Origin of the sequence: Staphylococcus sp. EG-SA-15 (assembly GCF_017151895.1) — a bacterium.
GTDB lineage: Bacteria > Bacillota > Bacilli > Staphylococcales > Staphylococcaceae > Staphylococcus > Staphylococcus aureus.
This window is the reverse complement of the sequence record NZ_JACVZN010000003.1, coordinates 95,660-120,456: the sequence shown is the minus strand read 5'-3', so window position 1 is coordinate 120,456 and position 24,797 is coordinate 95,660. Positions and strand designations below refer to the sequence as shown.

25 protein-coding genes and 1 riboswitch are annotated in these 24,797 nt (G+C 33.6%); of the genes, 18 read left to right on the top strand and 7 right to left on the bottom strand.

Annotated elements, in window-relative coordinates:
* The 4 genes from IDG64_RS03650 to IDG64_RS03635 all read left to right on the top strand — a co-directional run.
* Window positions 1-1,135: ABC transporter permease (locus tag IDG64_RS03650; RefSeq protein WP_206171279.1), on the top strand; the 1,135-nt coding region annotated here is incomplete at its 5' end.
* The gene (locus tag IDG64_RS03645) at window positions 1,119-1,304 is read left to right on the top strand and encodes a hypothetical protein (protein ID WP_001789152.1); all 186 of its coding nucleotides are present in this window, start codon (window positions 1,119-1,121) and stop codon (window positions 1,302-1,304) included. The genes IDG64_RS03650 and IDG64_RS03645, both read left to right, overlap by 17 nt.
* A 48-nt stretch (window positions 1,305-1,352) precedes the next feature.
* The gene (locus IDG64_RS03640; RefSeq protein ID WP_000966695.1) at window positions 1,353-1,679 is read left to right on the top strand and encodes a YnfA family protein; all 327 of its coding nucleotides are present in this window, start codon (window positions 1,353-1,355) and stop codon (window positions 1,677-1,679) included.
* A gap of 29 nt (window positions 1,680-1,708) precedes the next feature.
* The gene (locus IDG64_RS03635) at window positions 1,709-2,728 is read left to right on the top strand and encodes an aldose epimerase family protein (protein WP_000634685.1); all 1,020 of its coding nucleotides are present in this window, start codon (window positions 1,709-1,711) and stop codon (window positions 2,726-2,728) included.
* 235 nt (window positions 2,729-2,963) lie between these two features.
* Here the strand turns inward: IDG64_RS03635 and IDG64_RS03630 are convergent, their stop codons facing one another.
* Window positions 2,964-3,617 carry an MOSC domain-containing protein gene (locus tag IDG64_RS03630; RefSeq protein WP_000623452.1) on the bottom strand — a complete coding sequence of 218 codons (654 nt, stop codon included), beginning with the start codon at window positions 3,615-3,617 and terminating at the stop codon, window positions 2,964-2,966.
* 173 nt (window positions 3,618-3,790) lie between these two features.
* On the opposite strand from IDG64_RS03630, the gene IDG64_RS03625 reads away from it, so the two are divergent.
* Entirely contained in the window at window positions 3,791-4,477 is a 687-nt protein-coding gene (locus tag IDG64_RS03625; protein ID WP_000655864.1) for a ribose 5-phosphate isomerase A, read from the top strand.
* Window positions 4,478-4,542: 65 nt separating this feature from the next.
* Here the strand turns inward: IDG64_RS03625 and lyrA are convergent, their stop codons facing one another.
* Complete coding sequence (gene lyrA, locus IDG64_RS03620; RefSeq protein WP_000794442.1) at window positions 4,543-5,802, bottom strand: lysostaphin resistance protein LyrA; 1,260 nt, start codon at window positions 5,800-5,802, stop codon at window positions 4,543-4,545.
* Between the two features lie 289 nt (window positions 5,803-6,091).
* Here lyrA and hutG point away from each other — a divergent pair, with 289 nt between their 5' ends.
* Entirely contained in the window at window positions 6,092-7,027 is a 936-nt protein-coding gene (gene hutG, locus IDG64_RS03615; RefSeq protein ID WP_000277968.1) for a formimidoylglutamase, read from the top strand.
* 252 nt (window positions 7,028-7,279) lie between these two features.
* Here the strand turns inward: hutG and IDG64_RS03610 are convergent, their stop codons facing one another.
* Entirely contained in the window at window positions 7,280-8,164 is an 885-nt protein-coding gene (locus IDG64_RS03610; protein ID WP_000691833.1) for a LysR family transcriptional regulator, read from the bottom strand.
* A gap of 159 nt (window positions 8,165-8,323) precedes the next feature.
* Between IDG64_RS03610 and hutU the strand changes: the two genes are divergently transcribed.
* The 7 genes from hutU to IDG64_RS03575 all read left to right on the top strand — a co-directional run bounded on the left by hutU (window position 8,324) and on the right by IDG64_RS03575 (window position 16,880).
* On the top strand, window positions 8,324-9,985 hold the full coding sequence (gene hutU / locus IDG64_RS03605; protein ID WP_001226823.1) for a urocanate hydratase: 1,662 nt from the start codon (window positions 8,324-8,326) through the stop codon (window positions 9,983-9,985).
* The gene (hutI, locus tag IDG64_RS03600; RefSeq protein WP_000998767.1) at window positions 9,985-11,223 is read left to right on the top strand and encodes an imidazolonepropionase; all 1,239 of its coding nucleotides are present in this window, start codon (window positions 9,985-9,987) and stop codon (window positions 11,221-11,223) included. The genes hutU and hutI overlap by 1 nt, the downstream gene beginning before the upstream one ends.
* A 276-nt stretch (window positions 11,224-11,499) precedes the next feature.
* A complete protein-coding gene (locus IDG64_RS03595) occupies window positions 11,500-12,621 on the top strand; it encodes a M20 peptidase aminoacylase family protein (RefSeq protein ID WP_000523159.1) in 1,122 nt (373 codons plus the stop codon).
* A gap of 110 nt (window positions 12,622-12,731) precedes the next feature.
* Window positions 12,732-13,613: an SDR family oxidoreductase gene (locus IDG64_RS03590; RefSeq protein WP_000730059.1), complete on the top strand. Its 882-nt coding sequence runs from the start codon at window positions 12,732-12,734 to the stop codon at window positions 13,611-13,613.
* Between the two features lie 486 nt (window positions 13,614-14,099).
* On the top strand, window positions 14,100-14,669 hold the full coding sequence (locus tag IDG64_RS03585) for a hypothetical protein (RefSeq protein ID WP_001185193.1): 570 nt from the start codon (window positions 14,100-14,102) through the stop codon (window positions 14,667-14,669).
* Window positions 14,670-14,721: 52 nt separating this feature from the next.
* Window positions 14,722-14,817, top strand: a riboswitch (SAM riboswitch).
* 76 nt (window positions 14,818-14,893) lie between these two features.
* Window positions 14,894-16,207 (top strand): Na+/H+ antiporter NhaC family protein, encoded by a 1,314-nt coding sequence (locus IDG64_RS03580; protein ID WP_000451834.1) that lies wholly within the window; start codon window positions 14,894-14,896, stop codon window positions 16,205-16,207.
* A 166-nt stretch (window positions 16,208-16,373) separates the two neighbouring features.
* Entirely contained in the window at window positions 16,374-16,880 is a 507-nt protein-coding gene (locus tag IDG64_RS03575; RefSeq protein ID WP_001051556.1) for an SRPBCC family protein, read from the top strand.
* A 57-nt stretch (window positions 16,881-16,937) separates the two neighbouring features.
* Here IDG64_RS03575 and IDG64_RS03570 read toward each other — a convergent pair whose 3' ends face one another.
* Complete coding sequence (locus IDG64_RS03570; RefSeq protein WP_000477989.1) at window positions 16,938-17,702, bottom strand: MurR/RpiR family transcriptional regulator; 765 nt, start codon at window positions 17,700-17,702, stop codon at window positions 16,938-16,940.
* A 329-nt stretch (window positions 17,703-18,031) separates the two neighbouring features.
* Here IDG64_RS03570 and IDG64_RS03565 point away from each other — a divergent pair, with 329 nt between their 5' ends.
* Complete coding sequence (locus IDG64_RS03565) at window positions 18,032-19,636, top strand: alpha-glucoside-specific PTS transporter subunit IIBC (RefSeq protein WP_000991494.1); 1,605 nt, start codon at window positions 18,032-18,034, stop codon at window positions 19,634-19,636.
* Window positions 19,637-19,701: 65 nt separating this feature from the next.
* Here IDG64_RS03565 and IDG64_RS03560 read toward each other — a convergent pair whose 3' ends face one another.
* Window positions 19,702-20,232 (bottom strand): hypothetical protein, encoded by a 531-nt coding sequence (locus IDG64_RS03560; RefSeq protein ID WP_000904065.1) that lies wholly within the window; start codon window positions 20,230-20,232, stop codon window positions 19,702-19,704.
* Between the two features lie 267 nt (window positions 20,233-20,499).
* Here IDG64_RS03560 and IDG64_RS03555 point away from each other — a divergent pair, with 267 nt between their 5' ends.
* From IDG64_RS03555 to IDG64_RS03545, 3 genes are all read left to right on the top strand, one after another.
* Complete coding sequence (locus IDG64_RS03555; protein WP_000486810.1) at window positions 20,500-21,417, top strand: bile acid:sodium symporter family protein; 918 nt, start codon at window positions 20,500-20,502, stop codon at window positions 21,415-21,417.
* A gap of 74 nt (window positions 21,418-21,491) precedes the next feature.
* Window positions 21,492-22,127 carry an HAD family hydrolase gene (locus IDG64_RS03550; protein WP_000285450.1) on the top strand — a complete coding sequence of 212 codons (636 nt, stop codon included), beginning with the start codon at window positions 21,492-21,494 and terminating at the stop codon, window positions 22,125-22,127.
* Window positions 22,128-22,137: 10 nt separating this feature from the next.
* Window positions 22,138-22,329, top strand: a complete 192-nt coding sequence (locus tag IDG64_RS03545; protein WP_000971980.1) for a hypothetical protein — start codon at window positions 22,138-22,140, stop codon at window positions 22,327-22,329.
* Between the two features lie 95 nt (window positions 22,330-22,424).
* Here the strand turns inward: IDG64_RS03545 and IDG64_RS03540 are convergent, their stop codons facing one another.
* On the bottom strand, window positions 22,425-22,610 hold the full coding sequence (locus tag IDG64_RS03540) for a hypothetical protein (RefSeq protein ID WP_000205307.1): 186 nt from the start codon (window positions 22,608-22,610) through the stop codon (window positions 22,425-22,427).
* Window positions 22,607-22,963 (bottom strand): hypothetical protein, encoded by a 357-nt coding sequence (locus IDG64_RS03535; protein WP_000917677.1) that lies wholly within the window; start codon window positions 22,961-22,963, stop codon window positions 22,607-22,609. The genes IDG64_RS03540 and IDG64_RS03535 overlap by 4 nt, the downstream gene beginning before the upstream one ends.
* Window positions 22,964-23,242: 279 nt before the next feature.
* Between IDG64_RS03535 and IDG64_RS03530 the strand changes: the two genes are divergently transcribed.
* Window positions 23,243-24,622 (top strand): amino acid permease, encoded by a 1,380-nt coding sequence (locus IDG64_RS03530; RefSeq protein ID WP_000429674.1) that lies wholly within the window; start codon window positions 23,243-23,245, stop codon window positions 24,620-24,622.
* The last annotated feature ends 175 nt before the right edge of the window (window positions 24,623-24,797 follow it).

Here is a 24,797-nt window from a genome sequence, read left to right as displayed (position 1 = left end):
TGGTCTATCTAACATTGATAAGATTATTAACATGTTTGATGATGGTCCAGATAAAATTGGTGTAGCAGCACCGAATGAACAAATCTATAAGGTTTTCAAGCAACAGGCGAATACATTTCATAGTGATGCTAAGTTTACTAAAGTTTCTATAGAAGATGCTGAAAAAGAAGTAAAAAAACATAAACTTGATAAAGCTTATATTATCAAGGTGAATCAAAATCGCACGTTACAAGGGACAATCATTAGTGAGAAGCGAGTAAGTCATGAAGATTCACAAAAAGTACAAGCACTGCTTACAGCTATTCAAACAAATATGGTAGCCAGGGAATTAAATATCAACAAAGAAGACTTACAAAAATTACAAGCACAAAGTAAAGTTGATAATAAGGTGATTTCTAATGATGAAGTCGATAAAGTATCAGAAGGACAAAAGATTTTCAACTATGCTTTAGCTTATGGCATTATCTTTCTAATGTTCTTCATTGTTTTAAATTATGCATCTCAAATAGCTATGGAAATTGCTAGTGAGAAAACATCGCGTGTCATTGAAATGATTATTACAAGTATTTCACCAATCCAACATATTTTTGCTAAAATTTTAGGCGTTATAGCAGTTGCCGTGACTCAGATTATTTTAATTGTATTGATGGCAGTTATATGCATTTTTGCCTTTGACTTAAAAGACTTGCTACAAGGTTTTAACGTGGAAATGAATCAATTGTCTTGGCAAATTATTATTGTCGGAATTATAAGTAGTATTGTTGGAATTACGGCGTATGTATTACTTGCAGCCATCCTCGGATCATTAACATCTAGAATAGAAGATTTAAATCAATCTTTGATGCCACTGACATTACTTGGTATGATTGCATTTTATATCGCGATATTCACGATAAATAATCCTGATGGACAACTTGCTTTAATCACAAGTTATATTCCGTTTTTAGCGCCATTTCAATTAGTTGTACGCGCTCAAACTTCAGGGCTTCAAATATATGAGGTCATCTTAAGTTCTTTAATCTCAATTGTAATGGTAGCTGTCTTGATATGGATTGCAATTAAAACATATAAAGATTCAGTACTTACATTTGAACGTGGCTTATTTAATTCAATGAAACGTGTATTTAAAAAATAAAATTGATGAGAGTGACACACATTTATCATATAAAATGATGATGAAAGCGTGTTACTCTTATTTTTTTATATTTAGCTATAGAATAATGTCTAAAAAAGTGTACAATATGAATGTGAAAACGAACTTTTTAAAATGGGAATGTGAAGTAAGAAGAAATGTAAACAAATGATATGTAGCCGATAGATTATTGATAGCAAATGTGTGATGGAGTGATTTCATGTTATATCCGATTTTTATATTTATATTAGCTGGCTTATGTGAAATAGGTGGGGGATACCTGATTTGGCTGTGGCTTAGGGAAGGACAGTCTTCACTTGTTGGGCTAATAGGCGGTGCGATACTCATGTTATATGGTGTCATTGCGACATTTCAATCATTTCCATCATTCGGAAGAGTATATGCAGCATATGGTGGCGTATTTATCATCATGAGTTTGATTTTTGCGATGGTCGTAGATAAACAAATGCCAGATAAATATGATGTTATCGGTGCAATCATTTGTATTGTAGGTGTTTTAGTAATGTTGCTACCCAGCAGAGCTTGAACACTTGTGGTTAGAAGGGAGAAGTAAAAATGATAGTTGAAGTTGAGCACCAAAGACAAGGTGTAGATTTAATCAAAATTGATAATGATGAAACTAAAATTATTTTTACGAATTATGGAGCAAGAGTAGTGTCTTGGAAATATCATGATAATAATATTGTTCTTGGAAATGTTGTTGAAGCGGATGAATTTTATCATAGTAATCCTTTTAAATTTGGTGCTTCTATAGGAAGATATAGCGGTAGAATTGATAATGCTAAATTTAAGTTGAAAGGTAAAGAATATCAGTTAGAAAAAAACAACGGTGAACATCATTTACATGGTGGATGTCATGGTTTGGACAATAAGTTATTTGATTATGAAATTAGAAATGAAATTGCTCAAATTAAAGTTATATTTAAGACGGTGTTGAAATCAGCTGATGATCATTTCCCGGGTGATATCGATGTGACGATTACACATATTTATGATGCGGATCACCAATGGTCGATTGAATACGAAGCAGTTGCATCAGAAGACACATTGTTTAGTCCTACGAATCATGTGTACTTCAATTTGAATCGAGATAATAATGTCGTTGATAATCATCGCATTTCAAGTAATCAATTAGATATGTATGTATTAGATGAGCGAAATATTGTTACAGGTGATATTCTAGATTTACATGAAGTGTTTGAAGATAACAAGATAAAATTGAGTGATATTTTTACATCACAACATGCGCAATTAAGCCAACAAATGACACGTTTTGGTGGTCTCGATCACCCATTTACAGTTGGTGAACATAAAATGTATGTTGAAAATCATGAATTTATGTTAGAGGTCGATACAGATATGCCTCATGTTGTGTTCTTTACTTTTAACCAGCCTGATGAGTGGGATAGTCCATTTAATATTTATAAACCACATTCTGGCTTTACATTAGAAACACAATTTTTACCAAATGATATTAATTTATATGGTGAAAAAGCACCGTCAATTTTAAAAGCTGGTGAAGTGTTCAATTCGAAAACAAGTTTCCGTATCGAAGAAAAAGTAGAAAATGATTAAAAGTATCGGCATTTATATAATATTTATGTTATTTGGCGGAATTTTGAATAGGTTATCAAGAATCGTATCAAATGAAGTGACATCATTAATATACAGTTTGAAATAAAGAAAATATATAACATAAAAAAGGAATCAATAGCATCAGTGGTTATAGATAAGACTATTATACAAACGATGTGTAAGTTGATTCCTTTTTGTTTTGAAAAGTTCATTTAACACTTATAATGAAAGGTAATTATTTCAATGTTCTGTTATACATTTTTTGAAGTTTATCGCGTCTTGTTGGTGACAGAAATGGATTGTTTAGTGCATATCGTAACATATCTTGATTTTGTCTATCATTATAATAAAGGTCATTAAGCTGTTGTACAGATAAACGATGTTCGATTGGTGCTTCTTGTATTAAGTAAAGCTGATCATTTGGAGATACATAGCCTTGTTTTAATACCCGGAAATAGAAACCTGTTTTACCAGATGTAGACATGCGCTTCACTAAATCAGGAATATTATATTTTGCTTGAATTTTCCAGCATGGTTCTCTAATTTCAGAAACCTCAATTAACGCTTCACCTAAACGATATTGATTACCAAAGTAAACATCAGATTCGTCTAAATAATCAAATGTTAAATTCTCTCCAAACATCGCATGAGTAGGTAGTGTAGGTAAATCATCTTGATACAGTGCATAATTATGCTTACTAAACCCACAAACTGCTTTATGTGGTCCACCATGATCTTTATAAGCCTGTTCATCACCAGTGAAACCAGTTGAAGATAACCATGTTGTTTGTGAAATCTTAGTTTTATCTAAAGCAGAGCGCATCGGTCTTTTCGAGCTATAAGGCAAATCTTGGATTTTTCCTGTCGAAATTGCGTGAATTGATATCATATCATTCTCCTTAACGAGTATTATTTAAAATATATTGTACTATAAAACATTTTTAGAATTGTAAATTCTGATTGATATGTTTAAAAAAATGTTAGAAATAAGGGTATGTTAATTTATACGAGTCATGTAAAATATGAATTGAATAGATTACATAAATATGGGAGGCTACCTTCATGAAAGATGTCAAAGCACTCAAGTTAATGACATTAAATGATGTTTTAAGTCAAATCAATGGTGACATGACGCTGGGAATTGGTACAGGAAGTACAATGGAATTACTCTTACCTCAAATGGCGCAACTAATTAAAGAACGTGGTTACAATATTACAGGTGTATGCACTTCTAATAAAATTGCATTTTTAGCAAAAGAATTAGGTATTAAAATATGTGAAATCAATGATGTTGATCATATCGACTTAGCAATTGATGGTGCTGATGAAGTAGATCCATCTTTAAATATAATTAAAGGTGGCGGTGGTGCGCTGTTCAGAGAGAAAGTTATAGATGAAATGGCATCGCGTTTTGTTGTGGTTGTCGATGAAACGAAAATAGTTCAATACTTAGGTGAGACGTTTAAGTTACCAGTAGAGGTGGATAAATTTAACTGGTATCACATATTACGTAAAATTGAATCATACGCTGATATAAAAGTAGAACGTCGTGTAAACGAAGATGTCGCATTTATAACTGATAATGGCAATTATATTTTAGATTGTAAGTTACCAAAAGGAATTGACCCATATAAGTTCCATGAGTATTTAATTCATCTGACAGGTGTGTTTGAGACAGGATACTTCTTAGATATGGCAGATCAAGTTATTGTAGGCACTCAAGAGGGTGTTAAAATTTTAGAAAAATAATATATAGTATAGAAAAGCGCTTGCTAGCATCATCTTTTTAAGAGGTACTAGCAAGCGCTTTGTTATTATTTGTTTTTATCTGAAGATTGTTCTTCAGTTTTTTCGATATGTTTTTCTGCATCAATTACAACTGATGAACGTCTGTCTTCTTTATAAGTCGCAGGTTCTTTTAATGATTGCTCTATTTCATCTTCATTTGAATCGTTTGTTAAATCGTCACTTTGTGGTGCTTGTTTAACTGATTCTGCTGATTCTACTGACTCCGAAGTGATGTCATGATCTTCATCATGATTAGATTCAGTTTGATTACCTATGTGATGTTGAGGTTCTGTTTTTTCAGTACCTTCATGAATGCTTGGTTCGTCAGCCACTGTATTTTCAGTATCATTTTTAGCAACACCAACCGTTGATGCAGTAGCTACACCTGTTTTTTCAGCATCTTTAATATTTGAAGAAGATTTTTCAGCCTCAGTATGATTAGTTTCTTCATCGTCATTGACATGGTCTAAATAATTATTAGGCTCAAGTTCTTCAAGGTTTCGTCTTGTTGTTAAATATGCAATACCTCGGATAATTAAGCTTAAACCAATGTATCCTACTGCAACGATTGCTGTTGAAATGGCGATGACTTTGATTGAAAATAGATCGCCGATTTCTTCGCTAAACAAGAAAATAAGTCCGAATGTCATTGAAGCATGGAATGTCGTTGCAATATAAATTGTACGTCCTTTAGTCGCTCTAATTAATTCACCAAGAATCATAGAGAATGAGAATGTATAAAGGAAGTTATAAGCAGCAAATTCTGTACCATAAGTTGTATTTGCTGAGAAAACTGAATACATCAAACCAACAACAATACTTGCAAAGAACGTGTTCATTTTCGTTTCAACAATATTTTGTAAGTATGAACGGAATCCGAATTCTACTACGAACGCCATCAGAATATGTCCAATCAGAATGTGTGTAATAGGTACTGATAAGCCTGTTGATTGTAATAAAATAAAGCTATCTGCAAATGTATTAAAGCTGTACATACCAATAATTAGAATAATTAAAGGTAAAATTAAAGCTAGCAATAGACGTTCAATTACTTTCAGGCTGATTGAGAATTTTAAACCTGCAAGTTGGACCTTTTTATATTTGAAAACGAGTATACAAATGATTGCAGCAATTAATGGTGCTAGATCTGTAACTTCAAATATAAAGTGTTTGACACCAATTATAGACTGGAAATCTCTGAGCATAATGGATAACGCCATTGTAATGACAAAGAAGACGAAAATCGTCATTGCCCATTGAAAACCAGAAATTTTATTGTTCTTCATTATATGTAACCTCCATTAGGTAACAAGCAAAATATCTTTTAGTAACAATTATACATATTACAAGCCGAGAGATAAATTGTCTATGTCAATATTAATGAAAATGTAATAGTCTTGACGTATTTTATTAACATAAATCAGCTAAGTATTCGTTATTACATAGAAAATAGGGGTAAAAGTAATGTAGATAAGTATTTTTAAGATACGGATTTAACTATGAATTGAATTCAAAATTTCCTATACGTTATACTTTAATTGTTAATAAGCCACATAAATAAGAGGGGGAAATGCTGTGTACAAGCAAGGTGAACCAAATTTATGGACTGGAAGGTTAGATAGTGAAACAGACCCGAAAAAATTTAGACATTTTCAAACAGTAACATTTGAAGATTTGTCTAAGCTGGAAAAGAGTAGTATGCCATCAGGGGTCGGTATATTAGGCTATGCTGTTGACAAAGGTGTTGCTTTAAACAAGGGGCGCATTGGTGCAAAAGAAGGACCAGATGCGATTAAACAAGCATTTGCAGGTTTGCCGGATTTGAATCAATGTGAAACTTTAGTCGATTACGGAAATGTTTATCATGATCATGAGGAATTAATTGATACTCAAAAAGAATTTGCTATGCTTGCAGCGAAGTCAATTGCTAATCATAGACAAACATTTTTATTAGGTGGTGGACATGATATTGCGTATGCTCAATATTTAGCAACACGTAAAGTCTATCCAACACAATCTATTGGTGTGATAAATATTGATGCGCATTTTGATACACGTGCTGAACAACAATCTACATCTGGAACGAGCTTTAGACAAATTTTAGAAGAAGATGAAAACACAGATTATTTAGTGCTTGGTATTGCTCAAGGTGGTAATACGCAAAGTTTATTTGATTATGCTAAAGAGAAAAAGATTGATTATGTCTTTGCAGATGAATTATTGAGTCACGTATCACCAACAATTAAAGATATGATTGAACGTTTTGTACATGAACATGATGTCATTATGTTTACGATTTGTATGGATGTCATTGATAGTGCGTTTGCGCCTGGGGTAAGTGCGCCGGCAGTGTTAGGTTTGTATCCACATACTGTTCTTGAATTAGCAAAACGTATTATTCCAAGTGATAAGGTGTCTTCAGTTAGTATTGCTGAGATGAATCCAACATATGACGCTGACAATAGAACTGCTAAGCTCGTTGCTAATTTAGTGCATCATTTTTTAAAATAATTAAAAATATTTATATGTGACGAGATTTGCATTGCAGGGCAGAATGTGAGTATTTCTTAATAGAAGTTATATTAACGTTGATATATTTGAAAAATAATTGCAGTAAGAAGACTCTTAAGTTGTAGTCATCTTACTGCTTATTTATGTTTGTTGGTCTGAATGTAATGATTTATACATGTAAATCATAAAATTGGTTGTGAAATTGTTTTACAGTTGACTGAGCAACTGCATAAGAGGCTCTAATAACTTAAGTTAAAGAGCCTCTAAAAGTCCATATAAATAATCTTGGCATTGTTGTACGAATGTATGTACTTGTTCGGAGTGTTTGCGTTTTTTATGGTAATTGATATAAATTTTTCGGCCTAAGTTTGGACGAATTTTTTTATATTCTAAATTAGACGTGTGAAATGATTGGTAATAAAATCTCGGAATGATAGCGTAACCTAAGCCGAGATGAACAAATCCAACTGCTGATTCGAATCGATCTGTTTCTACAACGACATTTGGACGAATATTTCTTCTATTAAAATAGTCATCTAAGTGTTTGCGCACTTGAGAATTTTTGTTTGGTAATATGAGTGGCAAATTTTCAACATCTACCCAATTTTGATTTTTAAATGTTTCCTTGGGTGCTAATAAAATGTAAGATTCCTCATATAATGGAATAGATTTTATATCTTCGTGGGTTATTTTTTCATTTGTTATAGCTAAATGAATATTAAAATTCAGTAATTGCTCTATAGATTGATGTTTATCATGTATTTCATATAAACGATATTGCTGTTCAGGGTAGTCGGAATGGTGCTTTCGAATTAAATTCGCAATCCATTGATTCGTAGATTCAAGAGTCCCAATTTTTATCCTTGGTTCTGATGTAACGCTTAAATCATACATTTTTTCCATCGTCGATCGATATTGTTGAACTAATTCGCTCGCATAACGATAAAACTGTATTCCTTTTTCGGTAATCTTGATGTCTTTTGTTGAACGTGTAAATAAGTCATAACCTAAATCTGCTTCCATTTTTTTAATCGTAGCAGTTAAAGATGGCTGGCTAATATGTAAAAATTGTGCAGCTTTAGTAAAACTATTATATTTTACGATAGCCAAGAAGTATTCTAACTGAATAATTTTCATGTGTTTTGCTCCTTTTATTTATAGATTCAAGCTATGGATAATTAGTTTATTTATATTTGTTGGCTATATTTTAACATACTATAATGAATATTGAAGATAATAATGTAAGCGTTTTAAATTTAGTGGAATTAACTTCTAAAAAGAACAGGAGCGAATTTTATGAGAAAAATTCAAGCAAAAAAAGGTTTGAGTATTGAGTGTAAAGGTTGGGAACAAGAAGCAGTACTTAGAATGTTATACAACAATTTAGACCCAGAAGTTGCTGAAAGACCAGAAGATTTAGTTGTTTATGGTGGTATTGGAAAAGCAGCACGTAATTGGGAAGCTTTTGAAGCAATAGAGAAAACGTTACGAGAATTAGAATCAGATGAGACAATGTTAGTACAATCAGGAAAGCCAGTTGCTGTATTTAAAACACATGAAGAAGCGCCACGTGTATTAATTTCAAATTCAGTATTAGTGCCTGAATGGGCAAACTGGGATCATTTTAATGAATTAGATAAAAAAGGTTTAATCATGTATGGACAGATGACAGCCGGTAGTTGGATATATATTGGTTCTCAAGGTATTGTGCAAGGTACTTATGAGACATTTGCCGAGCTAGGTAATCAACACTTTAATGGAGATTTAGCAGGCACTGTTACACTGACAGCAGGTTTAGGTGGTATGGGTGGTGCGCAACCGTTAGCAATTACTATGAATCATGGGGTAGCAATTTGCGTGGATGTTGATGAAACACGTGTTGATAAGCGAATTGATACGAAATACTGTGATGTTAAAACAGCTGATTTAGATGAAGCATTAAAATTAGCAGAAGAGGCGAAAGAACGTGGAGAAGGATTATCAATCGGGTTAGTTGGAAATGCTGTAGACATCCATCAAGCGATTCTAGAAAAAGGATTTAAAATTGACATTATTACTGACCAAACAAGTGCACATGATCCGCTAAATGGATATGTGCCACAAGGATACTCTGTAGAAGAAGCGAAAGTATTGCGTGAAAAAGATCCGAAAAAATATGTTGAACTGTCACAAGCTTCAATGGCAAAGCATGTTGAATTAATGCTTGAATTCCAAAAACGTGGCGCTGTAGCATTTGATTATGGTAACAATATTCGTCAAGTAGCCTTCAATAACGGAGTGAAAAATGCTTTTGACTTCCCAGGCTTTGTACCAGCTTACATTAGACCATTATTCTGTGAAGGTAAAGGGCCATTCCGCTTTGCTGCGTTGAGTGGTGATCCAAAAGATATCGAGCGTGCGGATGAAGAAATGCGCAAACTTTTCCCAGAAAATGAAAAGTTATTAAGATGGCTTGATTTAGCTGAAGAAAAAATTTCATATCAAGGACTACCATCACGTATTGCTTGGTTAGGCTATGGAGAAAGAGCGAAAATGGGCTTAGCTTTAAATCGTCTTGTACGTGACGGTGAAATTTCAGCACCAATTGTTATTGGACGAGACCATTTAGATGCTGGTTCAGTTGCTAGTCCTAACCGTGAAACAGAAAGTATGAAAGATGGTAGTGACGCGGTTGGTGATTGGGCTGTATTGAATGCACTCATTAACACAGCTGCAGGTGGTTCATGGATTTCATTCCATCACGGTGGCGGTGTTGGCATGGGATATTCACTTCATGCGGGTATGGTTGTTGTAGCAGATGGATCAGAGCGTGCTGAAAGAAGATTGGAACGTGTATTGACGACTGACCCAGGTATGGGTGTTGCCCGACATGTTGATGCTGGCTATGACATCGCTATTCAAACAGCTAAAGAAAAAGGTATTCATATTCCAATGATTGATAAAGCAGGTGATAAGTAATGAATGATTTAATAATTAATCATATAGCAGAATTAATTTTACCGAGATCAACAGATAAACCTTTGAAGGGTAAGGAATTAGATGAATTAAATGTTGTGAAAAATGGTACAGTTGTCATTAAAGATGGCAAAATTGTATATGCTGGAACACATACAGATGACTACGATGCGACTGAGACGATTGATGCTAGTGGGAAGGTAGTGTCCCCAGCATTAGTAGATGCACATACCCATTTAACATTTGGTGGATCTCGAGAACATGAGATGTCATTAAAACGTCAAGGTAAGTCTTACCTTGAAATATTAGAAATGGGTGGTGGCATATTATCTACCGTTAATGCTACTAGAGAAACATCCGAAGATGACTTGTTTAAAAAAGCAGAGCATGATTTGCTTACTATGATTAAACACGGCGTGCTTGCAGTTGAAAGTAAGAGTGGTTATGGATTAGATAGAGAAAATGAACTGAAGCAATTGAAAGTGTCTAATCGTTTAGCTGAGAAATATGATTTAGACATGAAACATACTTTCCTAGGGCCTCATGCTGTACCTAAAGAGGCAAGTTCAAATGAGGCATTTTTAGAAGAAATGATTGCGTTACTTCCGGAAGTAAAACAATATGCAGACTTTGCGGATATTTTCTGTGAAACAGGTGTATTTACAATAGAACAATCGCAACATTATATGCAAAAAGCCAAAGAAGCAGGTTTTAAAGTGAAAATACATGCGGATGAAATTGATCCGTTAGGCGGACTGGAATTAGCAATTGATGAACAAGCAATATCAGCAGACCACTTAGTAGCTTCTAGTGATAAAGGAAAAGAAAAGTTGCGAAATAGTGATACTGTAGCTGTCCTCTTACCTGCAACGACGTTCTATTTAGGTAAAGAAGATTATGCAGATGCAAGAGGCATGCTTGACAATAACGGTGCGATTGCATTAGCAACTGATTATAACCCTGGTAGTAGTGTCACAAACAACTTACAACTTGTTATGGCGATTGCAGCCTTGAAATTAAAGCTATCACCTAATGAAGTTTGGAATGCTGTTACGGTCAATGCTGCTAAAGCAATAGACATTAATGCGGGTACAATTAACACAGGTGATAAGGCTAATTTAGTAATTTGGGATGCACCAAATCATGAATATATTCCATATCATTTTGGTATCAATCACGCAGAAAAAGTTATTAAAGACGGTAAGGTCATCGTAGATAACACAGTATCTTTTAAAGCATAAAATAATTAGAAAGCTCTAAGCATTGGTTTAAACTAATGTTTAGAGCTTTTTGTGGTTTGTAAAAACAAGTATATTCGAGAACACGTTTTTGTATAGAGTCTCAATTATAAAAGTTAGAATAGTTTGACAACAGTGTTACGATATTATTAAATAACTGTCTATCATTAACGAAAGCAATTAACAAGAGTACATTGTTGTGAAATCATCGTTTAATAGTCAAAGATGATCATCGTAGGGTAGACAACATATCATTGACTTAAGGAAGGGGAATGACCGATGGGATTAAAAGATCAAGCTGTTACCTGGAGAAGGTATTTTCATCAATTTCCAGAACTATCCGATAAAGAATTTAAGACTACACAAAAAATTAAAGATATTTTAACAGGACATCATATTAGAATATTAGACTTACCGCTTATGACTGGGCTGGTTGCTGAAGTGGGACAAGGTCTGAGTTGTATAGCTGTTCGGGCTGACATTGATGCTTTACCGATTCAAGAGCTTGTTGAACAGGATTTTAAATCTGAAAATGAAGGTGTTATGCATGCGTGTGGTCATGATATTCACATGGCTAGTATTTTGGCTACAGCTGTAAAATTAAAAGAAATTGAGGGCACTCTTACTGGGCGTGTTAAATTCATTTTTCAACCAGCAGAAGAACTAGGACATGGCGCTTTTAAAATTATTGAAACACATGCATTAAAAGATGTACAAGCAGTATTGGGGTTTCATAATGACCCATCGCGTTCGGTAGGTACATTTGCAATCAAAACAGGGGCAATTACATCAGCAGTAGATCGTTTTGAGTTTCATATTAAAGGCGTGGGTGGTCATGCTGCAAAGCCAGAACAATGCAACGATCCAGTTATTGTGTTGGCGCAATTGATTAATAGTATTCAATCCATAGTTAGTAGAAATCTATCTGCGTTTGATGAAGCGGTAGTAACAATTGGACAAATATCATGTGGTAATACTTGGAATGTCATTGCTGATCATGCGTATGTACAAGGCACAGTGCGTAGTTTTGATCCTGTGGTACGAAAGCTTGTAGAAACACGATTACAAGATATTGCGGACGGATTGGCTCAAGCATATAATATGAAAATTAATTTAAATTATACACATTTACCTGGCGCTGTGATGAATGATGAGGCATTGACGCATAAAGCAATTGCAGTAGCCCAACATGTTGGATATAAGGTGGAAATGATGGAACAGCCGCTTACGATTGGAGAAGATTTTTCAGGTTATAGTCAACATTTTCCAAGTGTATTTGCGTTAATTGGTTCTCATAGTGAATATGATTTACATCATCCTCAATATAAACCGGATGAAAGGATTCTTGAAAAAGTACCTGAGTATTTTGTTGAATTTGTAAAAAGACTATTGCATGAGTAATTCGAGCTTGTTTTTATAAAGAAGAAAGTAATTTTTAGTGTAATCATGATTAAGTTCCTAGGAAGATTGGGTAAATAATAACCATTAAGCGAATAAGGAGATGTTAAAAAATGGCAGCTCAAGATCCTAGAACAAAATTTAAAACAACGGAATATGAAAAACAAGAACAAGAGGTACCGGGTTTACAATCTGAAATGACGCCAGCACCTGATTGTGGCGAAACGTCTTACCAAGGTCATCAACGCTTACAAGGCTATAAAATATTAGTCACAGGTGGTGACTCAGCAATAGGGCGTGCAGTAGCAATTGCGTATGCTAAAGAAGGTGCAGATGTAGCGATTAACTATCTTCCGAGTGAAGAACAAGATGCACAAGAAGTACGCCAAGTGATTGAAGAAAGTGGTCAAAAGGCAGTGTTAATTCCTGGTGATATAAGAGATGAGCAGTTCAACTATGACCTTGTTGAACAAGCATATCAACAATTAGGTGGCTTAGATAATGTTACTTTAGTTGCTGGACATCAACAGTATCATGATGATATTCATGGATTTACAACTGAGGCATTTACAGAAACATTTGAAACGAATGTCTATCCGCTATTTTGGACAGTTCAAAAAGCATTGGAATATTTAAAACCGGGTGCGTCAATTACAACGACATCATCTGTACAAGGTTATAATCCTAGTCCTATTCTTCATGATTATGCCGCTTCAAAAGCAGCAATTATTTCATTAACTAAAAGTTTTTCAGAAGAATTAGGACCAAAAGGAATTAGAGTGAACTGTGTAGCGCCTGGTCCATTCTGGTCACCATTACAAATTTCTGGTGGACAACCTCAAAGTAAAATCCCAACATTTGATCAAAAAACACCTTTAGGTCGTGCAGGTCAACCTGTTGAGTTATGTGGAACTTATGTGCTATTAGCGTCAGAAGAATCAAGTTATACAACTGGACAAGTGTTCGGTGTTAGCGGTGGAGTGCAAATAGATTAGGTTTGTATGAAGCTTTTAATTGAACAACATAATATTAATTTAGTTACTTCAATCCATTAAATTAAAATGAATTGGTGAAGTGTATTTTAAATAGTCGGTAAAGGTGTGTATCTTTATCGGCTTATTTTAATACTCTGTCATAAGGAGCGTTTGCTCAGGGTGTGGATTATAAGGTTTAAGCAGAATAAACTTTCTTAATGAGGATGTCAGGACAACAACGAAAAAATTAAAAAATGTTGCGGGATTGGGTTTAGGGACGGTTAGTGGAAGAAAGTTAAATTCATTAACAAGTGAAATACCTAAGGCTAGATATTAAACGTCAGAACGGACAAAGAATAATAGGATATGTTTTCAATTAAATAGCGAAGTATTTATATGTTAAGATGATGTAAATTACATAGAAACGCTACCCGTAGAAGTACTGATCATAGAAACGCTGATAAACGTAAATTTGCAAACTCGATATTAAACAAAGGGGTTGTTATTATGGCATTAATAGTATCTAGAGCTATATTATTTTTGATTTTAGCATTAGCTTTTGGAATAGCGACTGTTTTTCCTGAACAAAAATTACCATTATATATAGTATTCACATTATTTGTAGCAGTTGCGATCGTTTCGAATGTATGGTTTACACATCAAAACGTTAAAAAGCATATCATTAAGTTTAACAAATACGTCGCATACTTTTTATCCTTTGTCTCAGGGTTACTTTACATTGGATTTGTAATTTATACATTAACTATAGGGAGCTATGATGTTTTACCAATTATTATATTTGCAATAAGTATCGTATTGGTTCAAATATTAGAAAATATACTGGGAATCAGTATAAAAAATACGCGTCTATCAAACAAACAGTTGAAAGTCATCTCCAAGCAACGTGTTCAGCAATTTAAAGTCATATCATTAATATTAGTAAGTGTGTCTATCGTGTTCATTTTTATTGCATTAATGCTTAAATGGTGGCTTTTACTTGTTATTAGCATTATTGTTTTGATTATTATTACAGTAGCAATGATTGTTTATGAAAAATATTATACGACTCCTGATTAATTTATGATTGACGTACTAAGGATTATCTTGTAACGTAAACGTAAATAAGCATCACTTATCTAGAGAGGTGGAGGGACTGGCCCTATGAAGCCTCGGCAACATCTCGAATGTGCCAATTCCAGTAACCGTAATGGTTTGAAGATAAGCAGGTAAAGCACATGAAAACCTCTTTCTTCATCGTTTGTGAGAAAGAGGTATTTTTAATTGGAAAGCAGGTAAAAAGGATGGAAGTACATAAAAAGAGCAATGCTTGGGCATTATTCCCCTTGTTATTATTTGTGGCGTTGTTTTTAGGCGTAGGTATTATCACAGGTGATTTTACTTCAATGCCATTAAATGTTGCAATTACGATAACGGTAATTGTGGCGTTATTAATGAATCGAAAAGAATCATTTGCTAAAAAAGTTGAGGTCTTCACGAAAGGTGCAGGCCATTCAAACATTATTTTAATGATGTTGATTTTTATTTTAGCAGGTGCATTTTCAAATACAGCTGAAAAAATGGGTGGCGTAAAGTCGACAGTTAATTTAGGACTATCATTAATCCCAGAAAATTTAATTATTGTAGGATTGTTTGTGATTTGTATGTTTGTTTCTATATCTATGGGGACGTCAGTAGGGACTGTTGCTGCAATAGCACCTGTTGGTTACGGATTTGCACAAGCGACAGATGTACCAACTGCGCTAGCAATGGCTACAGTTGTTGGAGGTGCAATGTTCGGCGATAATCTATCAATGATTTCAGATACAACAATTGCTGCGGTTAGAACACAACATACGAAAATGAAAGATAAATTCAGAGTAAACTTTAAAATTGTATTGCCAGGTGCTATTTTAACGATTATTATTCTGTATTTCTTAACGAATGGCATTTCTTTAAATCATGCTAAAAGCTATGATTATAATCTAATTAAAGTTGTACCGTATATTTTAGTATTGGTATTAGCATTATTAGGTGTAAATGTCATTATCGTATTGATTGGCGGAACATTATTAGCCGGAATCATTGGTCTCATAGATGGTTCATTCGGTTGGATGGGGCTACTAGATGCAGTGTCCAAAGGTATTATAAGCATGGAAGATATTGCTATGATTGCGTTGCTAATTGGTGGTTTAGTCGGTATTATTCAACACAATGGTGGTATTGAATGGTTGTTGCAATTTGTTCGCTCTAAAGTAAAATCAAAGCGTGGGGCAGAATTAGGAATTGCGAGTTTGGTAAGTGTCGCAGATATTGCCACGGCAAACAACACCATCTCTATTATTATGTCAGGTCCTTTAGCTAAAAATATTGCAGATGAATATGATGTAGATTCAAGGAAATCAGCAAGTATTCTTGATATATTTGGAGGCTGCTTCCAAGGTTTATTACCATATAGCCCGCAAGTCATTTCAGCGGCTGGTGTAGCTGGTATTTCACCGTTAATGTTATTCCCATACAGCATTTATCCTATATTATTAGGTGTATGCGGACTTATTGCGATTTTATTTAATTTTCCAAAGCTAAAAAAGAACACTAGTCAAGAAATGAAACATTAATGCTTAACAATATATCGATGTAGCCAAGTAAGGTGGCTTGTTATATTAACAGATCATGTTGTACTCACCGTATAACGCTAATCTTTTAAAAATGATGATCATCTATGTTTGGAACTGAGCAAAAATACGTTAAAATAAAAGTAAGAGCGAAAGTGGGTGGACAACAGTGGCAAAATTTAATGTAGAGAATGAACATGTCGAAGTTGAAATTGAAAAGCTTTATAAATTTTCTCCAGAGTTAGTATACGAAGCTTGGACAAAGAAAGATTTGTTGAAACAATGGTTTATGACATCAGCCAGAACGAATAAAGAGATTGAAGCGGACGTTAAAGAAGGCGGTAAATATCGTATTGTAGATCAACAACGTAATGGCAAAGTAAATGTGATTGAAGGCATTTATGAATCTTTAGTTATGGATGAATACGTTAAGATGACTATCGGTATGCCTGGACTAAGTGAAACACAAGATGTCATTGAGGTAGAATTTTTTGAACGTGAAACAGGTGGCACCCAAATGCTATTTTATTATCGTTCATTAGTTGAAAAAGAAAGACGATTTACTAATTTAGAATACAAGCAAAAGAAAAAAGAATATCATGATGCCATGGTGCATGGTTTCGAATTGATGTTTGATAAGATGTACCACGTTATCGAAACATCAACACAACAATAAAATGATAAAAGGAAGTTATGATAGGCTCAAGGCCATTAAATCATAACTTCCTTTTTTCTAATTTGAAATATCATTATGTAGTAAATACTCATTATATTTTCTTACAAGTGTTTCAAAGAATATATGATAACTGATGAAGCTAGAATAGTCTGTACCATCAGTTAAGTAGAATGTGTTACTGGATACATAGACGTTGTAATTTGCTTTTTGAGCAAGGGTATTATCTTTCATTGTAGTAACAGAAATAAAGTATTTTTGTCTAAGTTGAAGCAAGTTTGTTACTTCTAATAATTCATGTGTTTCACCTGATAATGAAATAATAAAGAATAAATCATTAGGTTCACTCTTGTTCAAAATCATTTTAAGTTCATGTTCATCATGAAGTACAATGACATGATTATGTAACGTTAACAGTATACGCTGTGCCTCTGAAGCAACGTTTAACTGTGCACGCCCTGTACCATACAAATATATTGTTGAAGCTGTATGCATTTTTTCAGTAAGAAGCTGGTAATCAACGCGTTCTAAATAACTGAATGTACTATCGATTTCTTGTTTGAAACTATCGATAGAGTTAGAAGGTAATTGGTGTGTCTTATTACTTTCAAATTTAAGGTACGATTTAAAATCACTATAACCGTCAAAACCTAATTTGCGTGTAAATCTGTGAATGGTTGCATTCGAGGCATGTGTGAATTGCGCTAAATCTTGTATTTTCATATTTTTACATTCATCTATATGTGTATTGATAAAGTGAGCGATATGTAAATCATTATCATTAAGTTTATCAAAGTTTCGATTAATGTGTTCATCTAAAAACATATTCAACCTCCTTGAAAATAAATGTGTGATAGATCGTTATTACATTAAAATCTTGTATGTCATTATATATATTTGTGTATTGATATAGGTTTGATTATGCGTTTAAAACGAATGTATTACAAATACAACGATGTCATATATAAGGTCGCGAAAAAATTTTCACTATATGAAAAGATAATCTGATTATACAAAATACTTTCAAAATACGTCAATGTCGTTGTAGGTGTGTAAGCGTTTACTATATATTATATTTAAATAGTAAGACATCTATTTATAAATGAATCTAATTAGATGTATTGTTAGGAAAGATGATATGGAGGGAATAGAAGATGAATGCGATAAAGCGTTTCGGTAGTGCAATGATTGTACCGGTATTAATGTTCGCTTTCTTTGGGATAGTGCTTGGCTTTGCGACATTATTTAAAAATCCTACAATCATGGGGAGTTTAGCAGATCAACATACGTTTTGGTTTAAATTTTGGTCAGTAATAGAATCTGGTGGCTGGGTTATTTTTACGCATATGGAAGTTGTATTTGTTGTAGGTCTACCACTTTCTTTAGCTAAAAAAGCACCAGGTCATGCAGCACTTGCAGCATTGATGGGTTACTTAATGTTTAATACATTTATAAATGCCATTTTAACGCAATGGCCACATACGTTTGGCGCTAATTTAGAAAAAGGCGTTGAAAATGTACCTGGTTTAAAATCAATTGCAGGTATTGCCACATTGGATACGAATATTCTAGGTGGTATTATTATTTCAGCTATTATTACTTGGATTCACAATAGATACTATAGTAAACGATTACCAGAAATGGTTGGTGTATTCCAAGGTTTAACATTTGTAGTTACGATTTCATTTTTTGTGATGTTACCATTAGCAGCAATTACTTGTGTTATTTGGCCAACTGTTCAGCACGGTATTGGTTCAATGCAACACTTTATCATCGCTTCAGGCTATATCGGTGTTTGGCTGTACCACTTCTTAGAACGTGTATTAATACCAACAGGATTACATCACTTTATTTATGCACCAATTGAAGTTGGACCAGTAGTAGTCAATCACGGCTTGAAAGCTGAATGGTTACAACATTTAAATGAGTTTGCTAAGAGTGCTAAGCCATTAAAAGAGCAATTCCCTTATGGCTTTATGCTTCAAGGAAATGGGAAAGTATTTGGATGTTTAGGTATTGCTTTAGCAATGTATGCTACGACACCTAAAGAAAATCGTAAAAAAGTAGCAGCATTACTTATTCCTGCAACATTAACAGCAGTCGTTGTAGGTATTACTGAGCCATTAGAATTTACATTCTTATTCATCGCACCATACTTATTTGTTTTACACGCAGTTTTAGCAGCATCAATGGATACTTTAATGTACGCATTTGGTGTTGTAGGTAACATGGGTGGTGGCTTGTTAGACTTTATTTCAACAAACTGGTTGCCATTAGGTAAAGAACATTGGGGTACTTATGTTGCACAAGTTATTATCGGTCTGATATTTGTAGCGATTTACTTCTTCTTATTCAGATTCTTAATTTTGAAATTTGATATTCCATTACCTGGACGTAAGAAAACAGAAGAGGAAGTTAAATTATTTTCTAAGCAAGATTACAAAAATAAAAAAGGTGATAGCGTAGATTCTAAACGTGCTTCAACTGGTAATGAATACGAAGACAAAGCTGCATATTACCTAGACGGTTTAGGCGGCAAAGAAAATATCAAAGATGTTACTAACTGTACAACAAGATTACGCTTAACTGTTTATGATGAAAGTAAAGTTGCGGATACGGAATATTTCACGCATCAACAAATGGCACACGGATTAGTAAAGAGTGGTAAGAGTATCCAAGTTGTAGTAGGTATGACAGTACCACAAGTTCGTGAAGCATTTGAACAAATGGTTGAGGATCAATCGTCCGAAGATAAATAATACAAAAAAAGACACATCACTATACGCAATCATTGTAAATGATCATCGTATAGATGTGTCTTTTATTATGATATACGAGCTTTGCTCATAGATGACGATCTATAATTGGCAGATAGAATGTCGATATTTCTAGTTGCAATCGTATGTAACAATTTAGCAAATATTTCTGGCGTACATATAATATGTGCATGAGACTTATTCAACGTATAAGTGATATCAGTGTGATTTTGGAACATATTCATAATATCGATGACTTTGTCTTTAATGAAAGCATCTTGCAAGCCATCAATATTGATATCGAAACGCTTTGCAGATTGATATAAATTATCAGAATCAAGTAATTCATTTATTTTCTTTGGTGAAAGTACTTGGAAAATACTATACTGATGAAAACTTAAAAATGAAATGAAGTATGGAAGTTGTTGCTTTGGTAAGCTAATTTCTAATACATATTGATTAAACTGTTTGTTTATTGAGAATTGCAACGCATCACAAAATTGTACACTTTTGCATAACTTACTTAATTTTTTTCTAGTAGTACGGTCATTTAAACCGGCGATGTTGATGATGTATGTTTCGAATTTATCAATTAACATGTGAGGACCTCCCGAGGAATACATGGCATTAAATACACGTTTAATATTTATAAAGGTGACTTAATTTTGTTCAAGTTGATTTTACCACGCTTTTTTTCTTTATTCACTAAGACTTTTGAATGAAGTTTAAAATAATTGTTTATCAGTGATAAAATATTTGCAATAAGAAGAGAACGACTAAATAATCTTAATTTTCAGAAAAGTAATTGTAACCTTACTGGTCTTATGGTAATATTTTTCAATATTATCGACGAGGATGTGTTAACAATGTTTCAAAAATTGAGTATATTTGCCACGAAGAGTTTTTTGGTATGGATGTTAGTAGCAGCTGTTATTGGATTTATTTTCCCACAACATGTTGCGACATTAGGTAAATGGGTACCTTATTTACTTGGTATTGTTATGTTAGGTATGGGATTAACAATTACACCTAATGATTTCAAAATGGTCTTTAAAGCACCTAGAGCAGTAATTATTGGTGTCTGTCTACAATTCAGTATTATGCCCACATTAGCATTTATAATTGCAAAGTCTTTTCATTTACCACCTGATATTGCTGTTGGCGTAATATTAGTTGGATGTTGTCCGGGTGGGACATCAAGTAATGTAATGAGTTATTTAGCCAAAGCTAACGTAGCACTTTCTGTTTCTATTACGACGGTCTCTACGTTGCTAGCGCCATTCGTTACACCTGCGTTAATATATCTATTTGCAAATGAATGGTTGGAAGTATCTTTCCTGAGTATGTTGTGGTCAGTTGTTCAAGTTGTATTAATTCCAATTGCTTTAGGTATTGTTTTGCAAATTATTAATCGTAAAATTGCTGAAAAAGCTTCTACAGCTTTGCCGATTATATCAGTTGTTGCTATTTCATTAATTTTAGCAATAGTTGTAGGTGGCAGTAAGCACCAAATCTTAACTACAGGATTATTAATATTTTTAGTAGTTATTTTACATAACGTATTAGGATATACGATTGGATATTGGTTAGCTCGTCTTTTAAAATTAGATCGACAAGATCAAAAAGCAGTCAGTATTGAAGTTGGAATGCAGAACTCTGGTTTAGCTGTGTCATTAGCAGCATTGCATTTTAATCCAATTGCAGCAGTACCAGGCGCAGTGTTTAGTTTCATTCATAATATAACAGGGCCTATTTTAGCAAAGTATTGGTCAAAAAAGTTATAATTGCACTAATAGAATGAAGTGGTCATCGGACTGTGTTAAGCTTTGATAAAGAGAAAAAATAGAGGAGTAAATATATGTATAGAGCAGTTATATTTGATTTCGATGGAACAATAATAGATACGGAACAACATTTATTTAATGTTATTAATAAACATTTAGAGATGCATAATGCCGATCCTATAAGCATTGATTTTTATCGTTCTTCTATTGGAGGAGCAGCTACAGATTTGCATGACCATTTAATTAAAGCGATTGGTTCGGAAAATAAAGATAAACTTTATGAAGAACATCATCTTACTAGTACAACATTACCGATGATTGATACGATTAAATCATTGATGGCATTTTTAAAGCAACGTCACATTCCTATGGCGATTGCCACAAGTAGTGTGAAAGCGGAAATAATGCCTACCTTTAAAGCATTAGGTCTAGATGATTATATAGAGGTAGTTGTTGGTAGAGAAGATGTTGAACAAGTTAAACCTGATCCTGAATTATATTTATCTGCAGTACAACAATTAAATTATATGCCGACACAATGTTTGGCTATTGAAGATTCTGTAAATGGTGCAACAGCCGCGATTGCAGCTGGATTAGATGTTATTGTTAATACGAATAAAATGACAAGCGCACAGGACTTTTCTAATGTAGATTATGTAGCAAAAGATATTGATTACGATCAAATTGTAGCGCGTTTCTTTACGAAATAGGAGGCGTATCATGATGGGTTACATTATATTGTTTTTTCTAGCTGGTCCAGTAATTTTAGGCGTTGGAAATTTGGTGATTGGTCCTATATTTAACAAACAGACACCATTTCGCGTGCAAGTAAGATCTTTTGTTGTTGGTTCAATGATTTACTTAATACTCGCAACAATTGGCTATTTTTTACTATTACAAGGTAAACTTTAACGAGAAAACCACCTTGCCTCATTAAATGGACGACCATATGTATGTGAAATGGTAGAACGTTCATGTTTATGTATGAGATAGGGTGGTTTAAATAGTTACATATATTTTAATAATAACGTCACGATGATAAGTACAATTAAGATAATATCTATGCCTACCATAATTGTAGCTCTTGTTGCATTACTTCCTTGTTCTTTTGCTGATTTCATAGCACGGTAGTTTGGCACAAAGCTAATAATTAGTAAGATTAATACAATTACACCAATTAATGCTGTTGTCATGATGAACGACCTCCTTTATTTTTTTCAATCAATTCCCAAATAAACGTAGCAATCACACCGATGATTAACCCAGTGATGACACCGATTTGTACCGTTAAAAATATGGCGCCGAAAATGATACCAATAATTAATGCAATCGGTAAAGTCGTACCGAGTTTAATCTTGCGCTCTGGAGAATTAATAATAGTAAATACTGTAAGACAAATGAGTATGAAAGCAAGTGTTGCAATAATAGTTCTTCCAACTAAATATAGGATGTCAGGTTTTTCCATACCGATATAATTTATGATGAAAAATGCTACAGCAAAGAGTACCGATATTTTTGTAGCACGTGGCAGTATTTGTTTTAACATTGATATACTCCTTTTTAATATTATTAAAATTATATCATAATTACCGAGAATAGCTGAAGTTGTATGTGACTCAACGGTACTTGAGCAACTTTTTTAATTTTTTAGAAAAATCACAAAATAATTGTTTGCAAAGTTGCAAAAGCCTGCTATAGTAGTTCTGTAAACGATTGCATGGTATGCAAATATTAATGTACCAAAATCGATGATTTATAGTATAATTACGGCAATAAGTTTTTTTATGGATTTATTTAGTATCAATCAGAGATGGGGTAAGAAGTTATGGAGAACAATGAACTACAAAGGGGATTGAGTGCCCGTCAAATTCAAATGATTGCACTTGGTGGTACGATTGGCGTGGGGCTTTTCATGGGTGCGACAAGTACAATTAAATGGACAGGGCCATCAGTTATCCTTGCATATTTAATTGCGGGTATCTTTTTATTTTTAATCATGAGAGCAATGGGGGAAATGATTTATTTAAACCCTACAACAGGATCATTTGCAACATTTGCAAGTGATTATATACATCCTGCAGCAGGTTATATGACAGCATGGAGTAATATATTCCAATGGATTGTTGTTGGTATGAGTGAGGTCATCGCAGTAGGAGAATATATGAAGTTTTGGTTCCCGGAATTGCCAACTTGGATTCCTGGTGTTATTGCTATTTTATTATTAATGGCAGCGAATTTATTCTCGGTAAAAGCGTTTGGAGAATTTGAATTTTGGTTTGCTTTAATTAAAGTTGTAACAATTATTTTAATGATTATTGCTGGTTTTGGTCTTATTTTCTTTGGTTTTGGAAATGGTGGCCATGCGGTAGGTATTTCTAATCTATGGACAAATGGCGGATTTATGCCAAATGGTATTGTTGGTTTCTTCTTTGCATTATCAATTGTAATTGGTTCATACCAAGGTGTGGAACTGATAGGTATTACGGCAGGTGAAACTAAAGATCCTCAGAAAAATATCGTTAAAGCAGTGAATGGTGTTATCTGGAGAATTTTAATTTTCTATTTAGGTGCTATTTTTGTTATTGTTTCAGTGTATCCTTGGAATCAATTAGGAGACATTGGAAGTCCGTTTGTTGCAACATTTGCTAAAATCGGTATTACATTTGCAGCTGGATTAATTAACTTTGTTGTATTAACTGCAGCAATGTCAGGATGTAACTCAGGTATTTTCAGTGCGAGTCGTATGATTTATACACTTGCTCATAAAGGTGAAATGCCGAAAATATTTACTAAAATCATGAGAAATGGTGTACCATTGTACACTGTTGTAGCAGTATCTCTTGGTATTTTAATTGGTGCTTTATTAAACGTAATTTTACCTTTATATATCGATGGAGCGAAGAGTATTTTCGTATACGTTTATAGTGCGTCTATTTTACCAGGTATGATTCCTTGGTTTATGATTTTATTCAGTCATTTACGTTTTAGAAAATTACACCCTGAAGAATTGGAAGGTCACCCATTCAAAATGCCTGGTGGCGCAGTAACTAACTACTTAACAATCTTATTCTTAATATTAGTATTGGTTGGTATGGTATTTAATGTTGAAACTAGAATATCAGTGCTTATTGGTGTCATCTTCTTAACGATTGTAACGATTTATTATTTTATTAGATATAATAAAAATAATGTAAAAGCAAAATAGTATGATTATAATGTGCGCTTATCTTATGACAAACTTGGCCCTAGCTTATTAAAGTTAAATAGCCAAAGAATGTTATGAGTAGGCGCATTTTTTATAAATATAGCTTAAATCGAAGTTGTAGTGTGAAAAACTTATAAGTGGCAATATTATCGTTAGTTTTTACTGTGGGCTTTAA

Excerpts from the sequence above, each read along its gene's own strand:
- IDG64_RS03640 (WP_000966695.1), top strand. The coding sequence starts at position 1,353 with ATGTTATATCCGATTTTTATATTTATATTAGCTGGCTTATGTGAAATA.
- IDG64_RS03635 (WP_000634685.1), top strand. The coding sequence starts at position 1,709 with ATGATAGTTGAAGTTGAGCACCAAAGACAAGGTGTAGATTTAATCAAA.
- IDG64_RS03630 (WP_000623452.1), bottom strand. The coding sequence starts at position 3,617 with ATGATATCAATTCACGCAATTTCGACAGGAAAAATCCAAGATTTGCCT.
- IDG64_RS03625 (WP_000655864.1), top strand. The coding sequence starts at position 3,791 with ATGAAAGATGTCAAAGCACTCAAGTTAATGACATTAAATGATGTTTTA.
- lyrA (WP_000794442.1), bottom strand. The coding sequence starts at position 5,802 with ATGAAGAACAATAAAATTTCTGGTTTTCAATGGGCAATGACGATTTTC.
- IDG64_RS03610 (WP_000691833.1), bottom strand. The coding sequence starts at position 8,164 with ATGAAAATTATTCAGTTAGAATACTTCTTGGCTATCGTAAAATATAAT.
- hutU (WP_001226823.1), top strand. The coding sequence starts at position 8,324 with ATGAGAAAAATTCAAGCAAAAAAAGGTTTGAGTATTGAGTGTAAAGGT.
- hutI (WP_000998767.1), top strand. The coding sequence starts at position 9,985 with ATGAATGATTTAATAATTAATCATATAGCAGAATTAATTTTACCGAGA.
- IDG64_RS03595 (WP_000523159.1), top strand. The coding sequence starts at position 11,500 with ATGGGATTAAAAGATCAAGCTGTTACCTGGAGAAGGTATTTTCATCAA.
- IDG64_RS03590 (WP_000730059.1), top strand. The coding sequence starts at position 12,732 with ATGGCAGCTCAAGATCCTAGAACAAAATTTAAAACAACGGAATATGAA.
- IDG64_RS03585 (WP_001185193.1), top strand. The coding sequence starts at position 14,100 with ATGGCATTAATAGTATCTAGAGCTATATTATTTTTGATTTTAGCATTA.
- IDG64_RS03580 (WP_000451834.1), top strand. The coding sequence starts at position 14,894 with ATGGAAGTACATAAAAAGAGCAATGCTTGGGCATTATTCCCCTTGTTA.
- IDG64_RS03570 (WP_000477989.1), bottom strand. The coding sequence starts at position 17,702 with ATGTTTTTAGATGAACACATTAATCGAAACTTTGATAAACTTAATGAT.
- IDG64_RS03565 (WP_000991494.1), top strand. The coding sequence starts at position 18,032 with ATGAATGCGATAAAGCGTTTCGGTAGTGCAATGATTGTACCGGTATTA.
- IDG64_RS03560 (WP_000904065.1), bottom strand. The coding sequence starts at position 20,232 with ATGTTAATTGATAAATTCGAAACATACATCATCAACATCGCCGGTTTA.
- IDG64_RS03555 (WP_000486810.1), top strand. The coding sequence starts at position 20,500 with ATGTTTCAAAAATTGAGTATATTTGCCACGAAGAGTTTTTTGGTATGG.
- IDG64_RS03550 (WP_000285450.1), top strand. The coding sequence starts at position 21,492 with ATGTATAGAGCAGTTATATTTGATTTCGATGGAACAATAATAGATACG.
- IDG64_RS03545 (WP_000971980.1), top strand. The coding sequence starts at position 22,138 with ATGATGGGTTACATTATATTGTTTTTTCTAGCTGGTCCAGTAATTTTA.
- IDG64_RS03540 (WP_000205307.1), bottom strand. The coding sequence starts at position 22,610 with ATGACAACAGCATTAATTGGTGTAATTGTATTAATCTTACTAATTATT.
- IDG64_RS03535 (WP_000917677.1), bottom strand. The coding sequence starts at position 22,963 with ATGTTAAAACAAATACTGCCACGTGCTACAAAAATATCGGTACTCTTT.
- IDG64_RS03530 (WP_000429674.1), top strand. The coding sequence starts at position 23,243 with ATGGAGAACAATGAACTACAAAGGGGATTGAGTGCCCGTCAAATTCAA.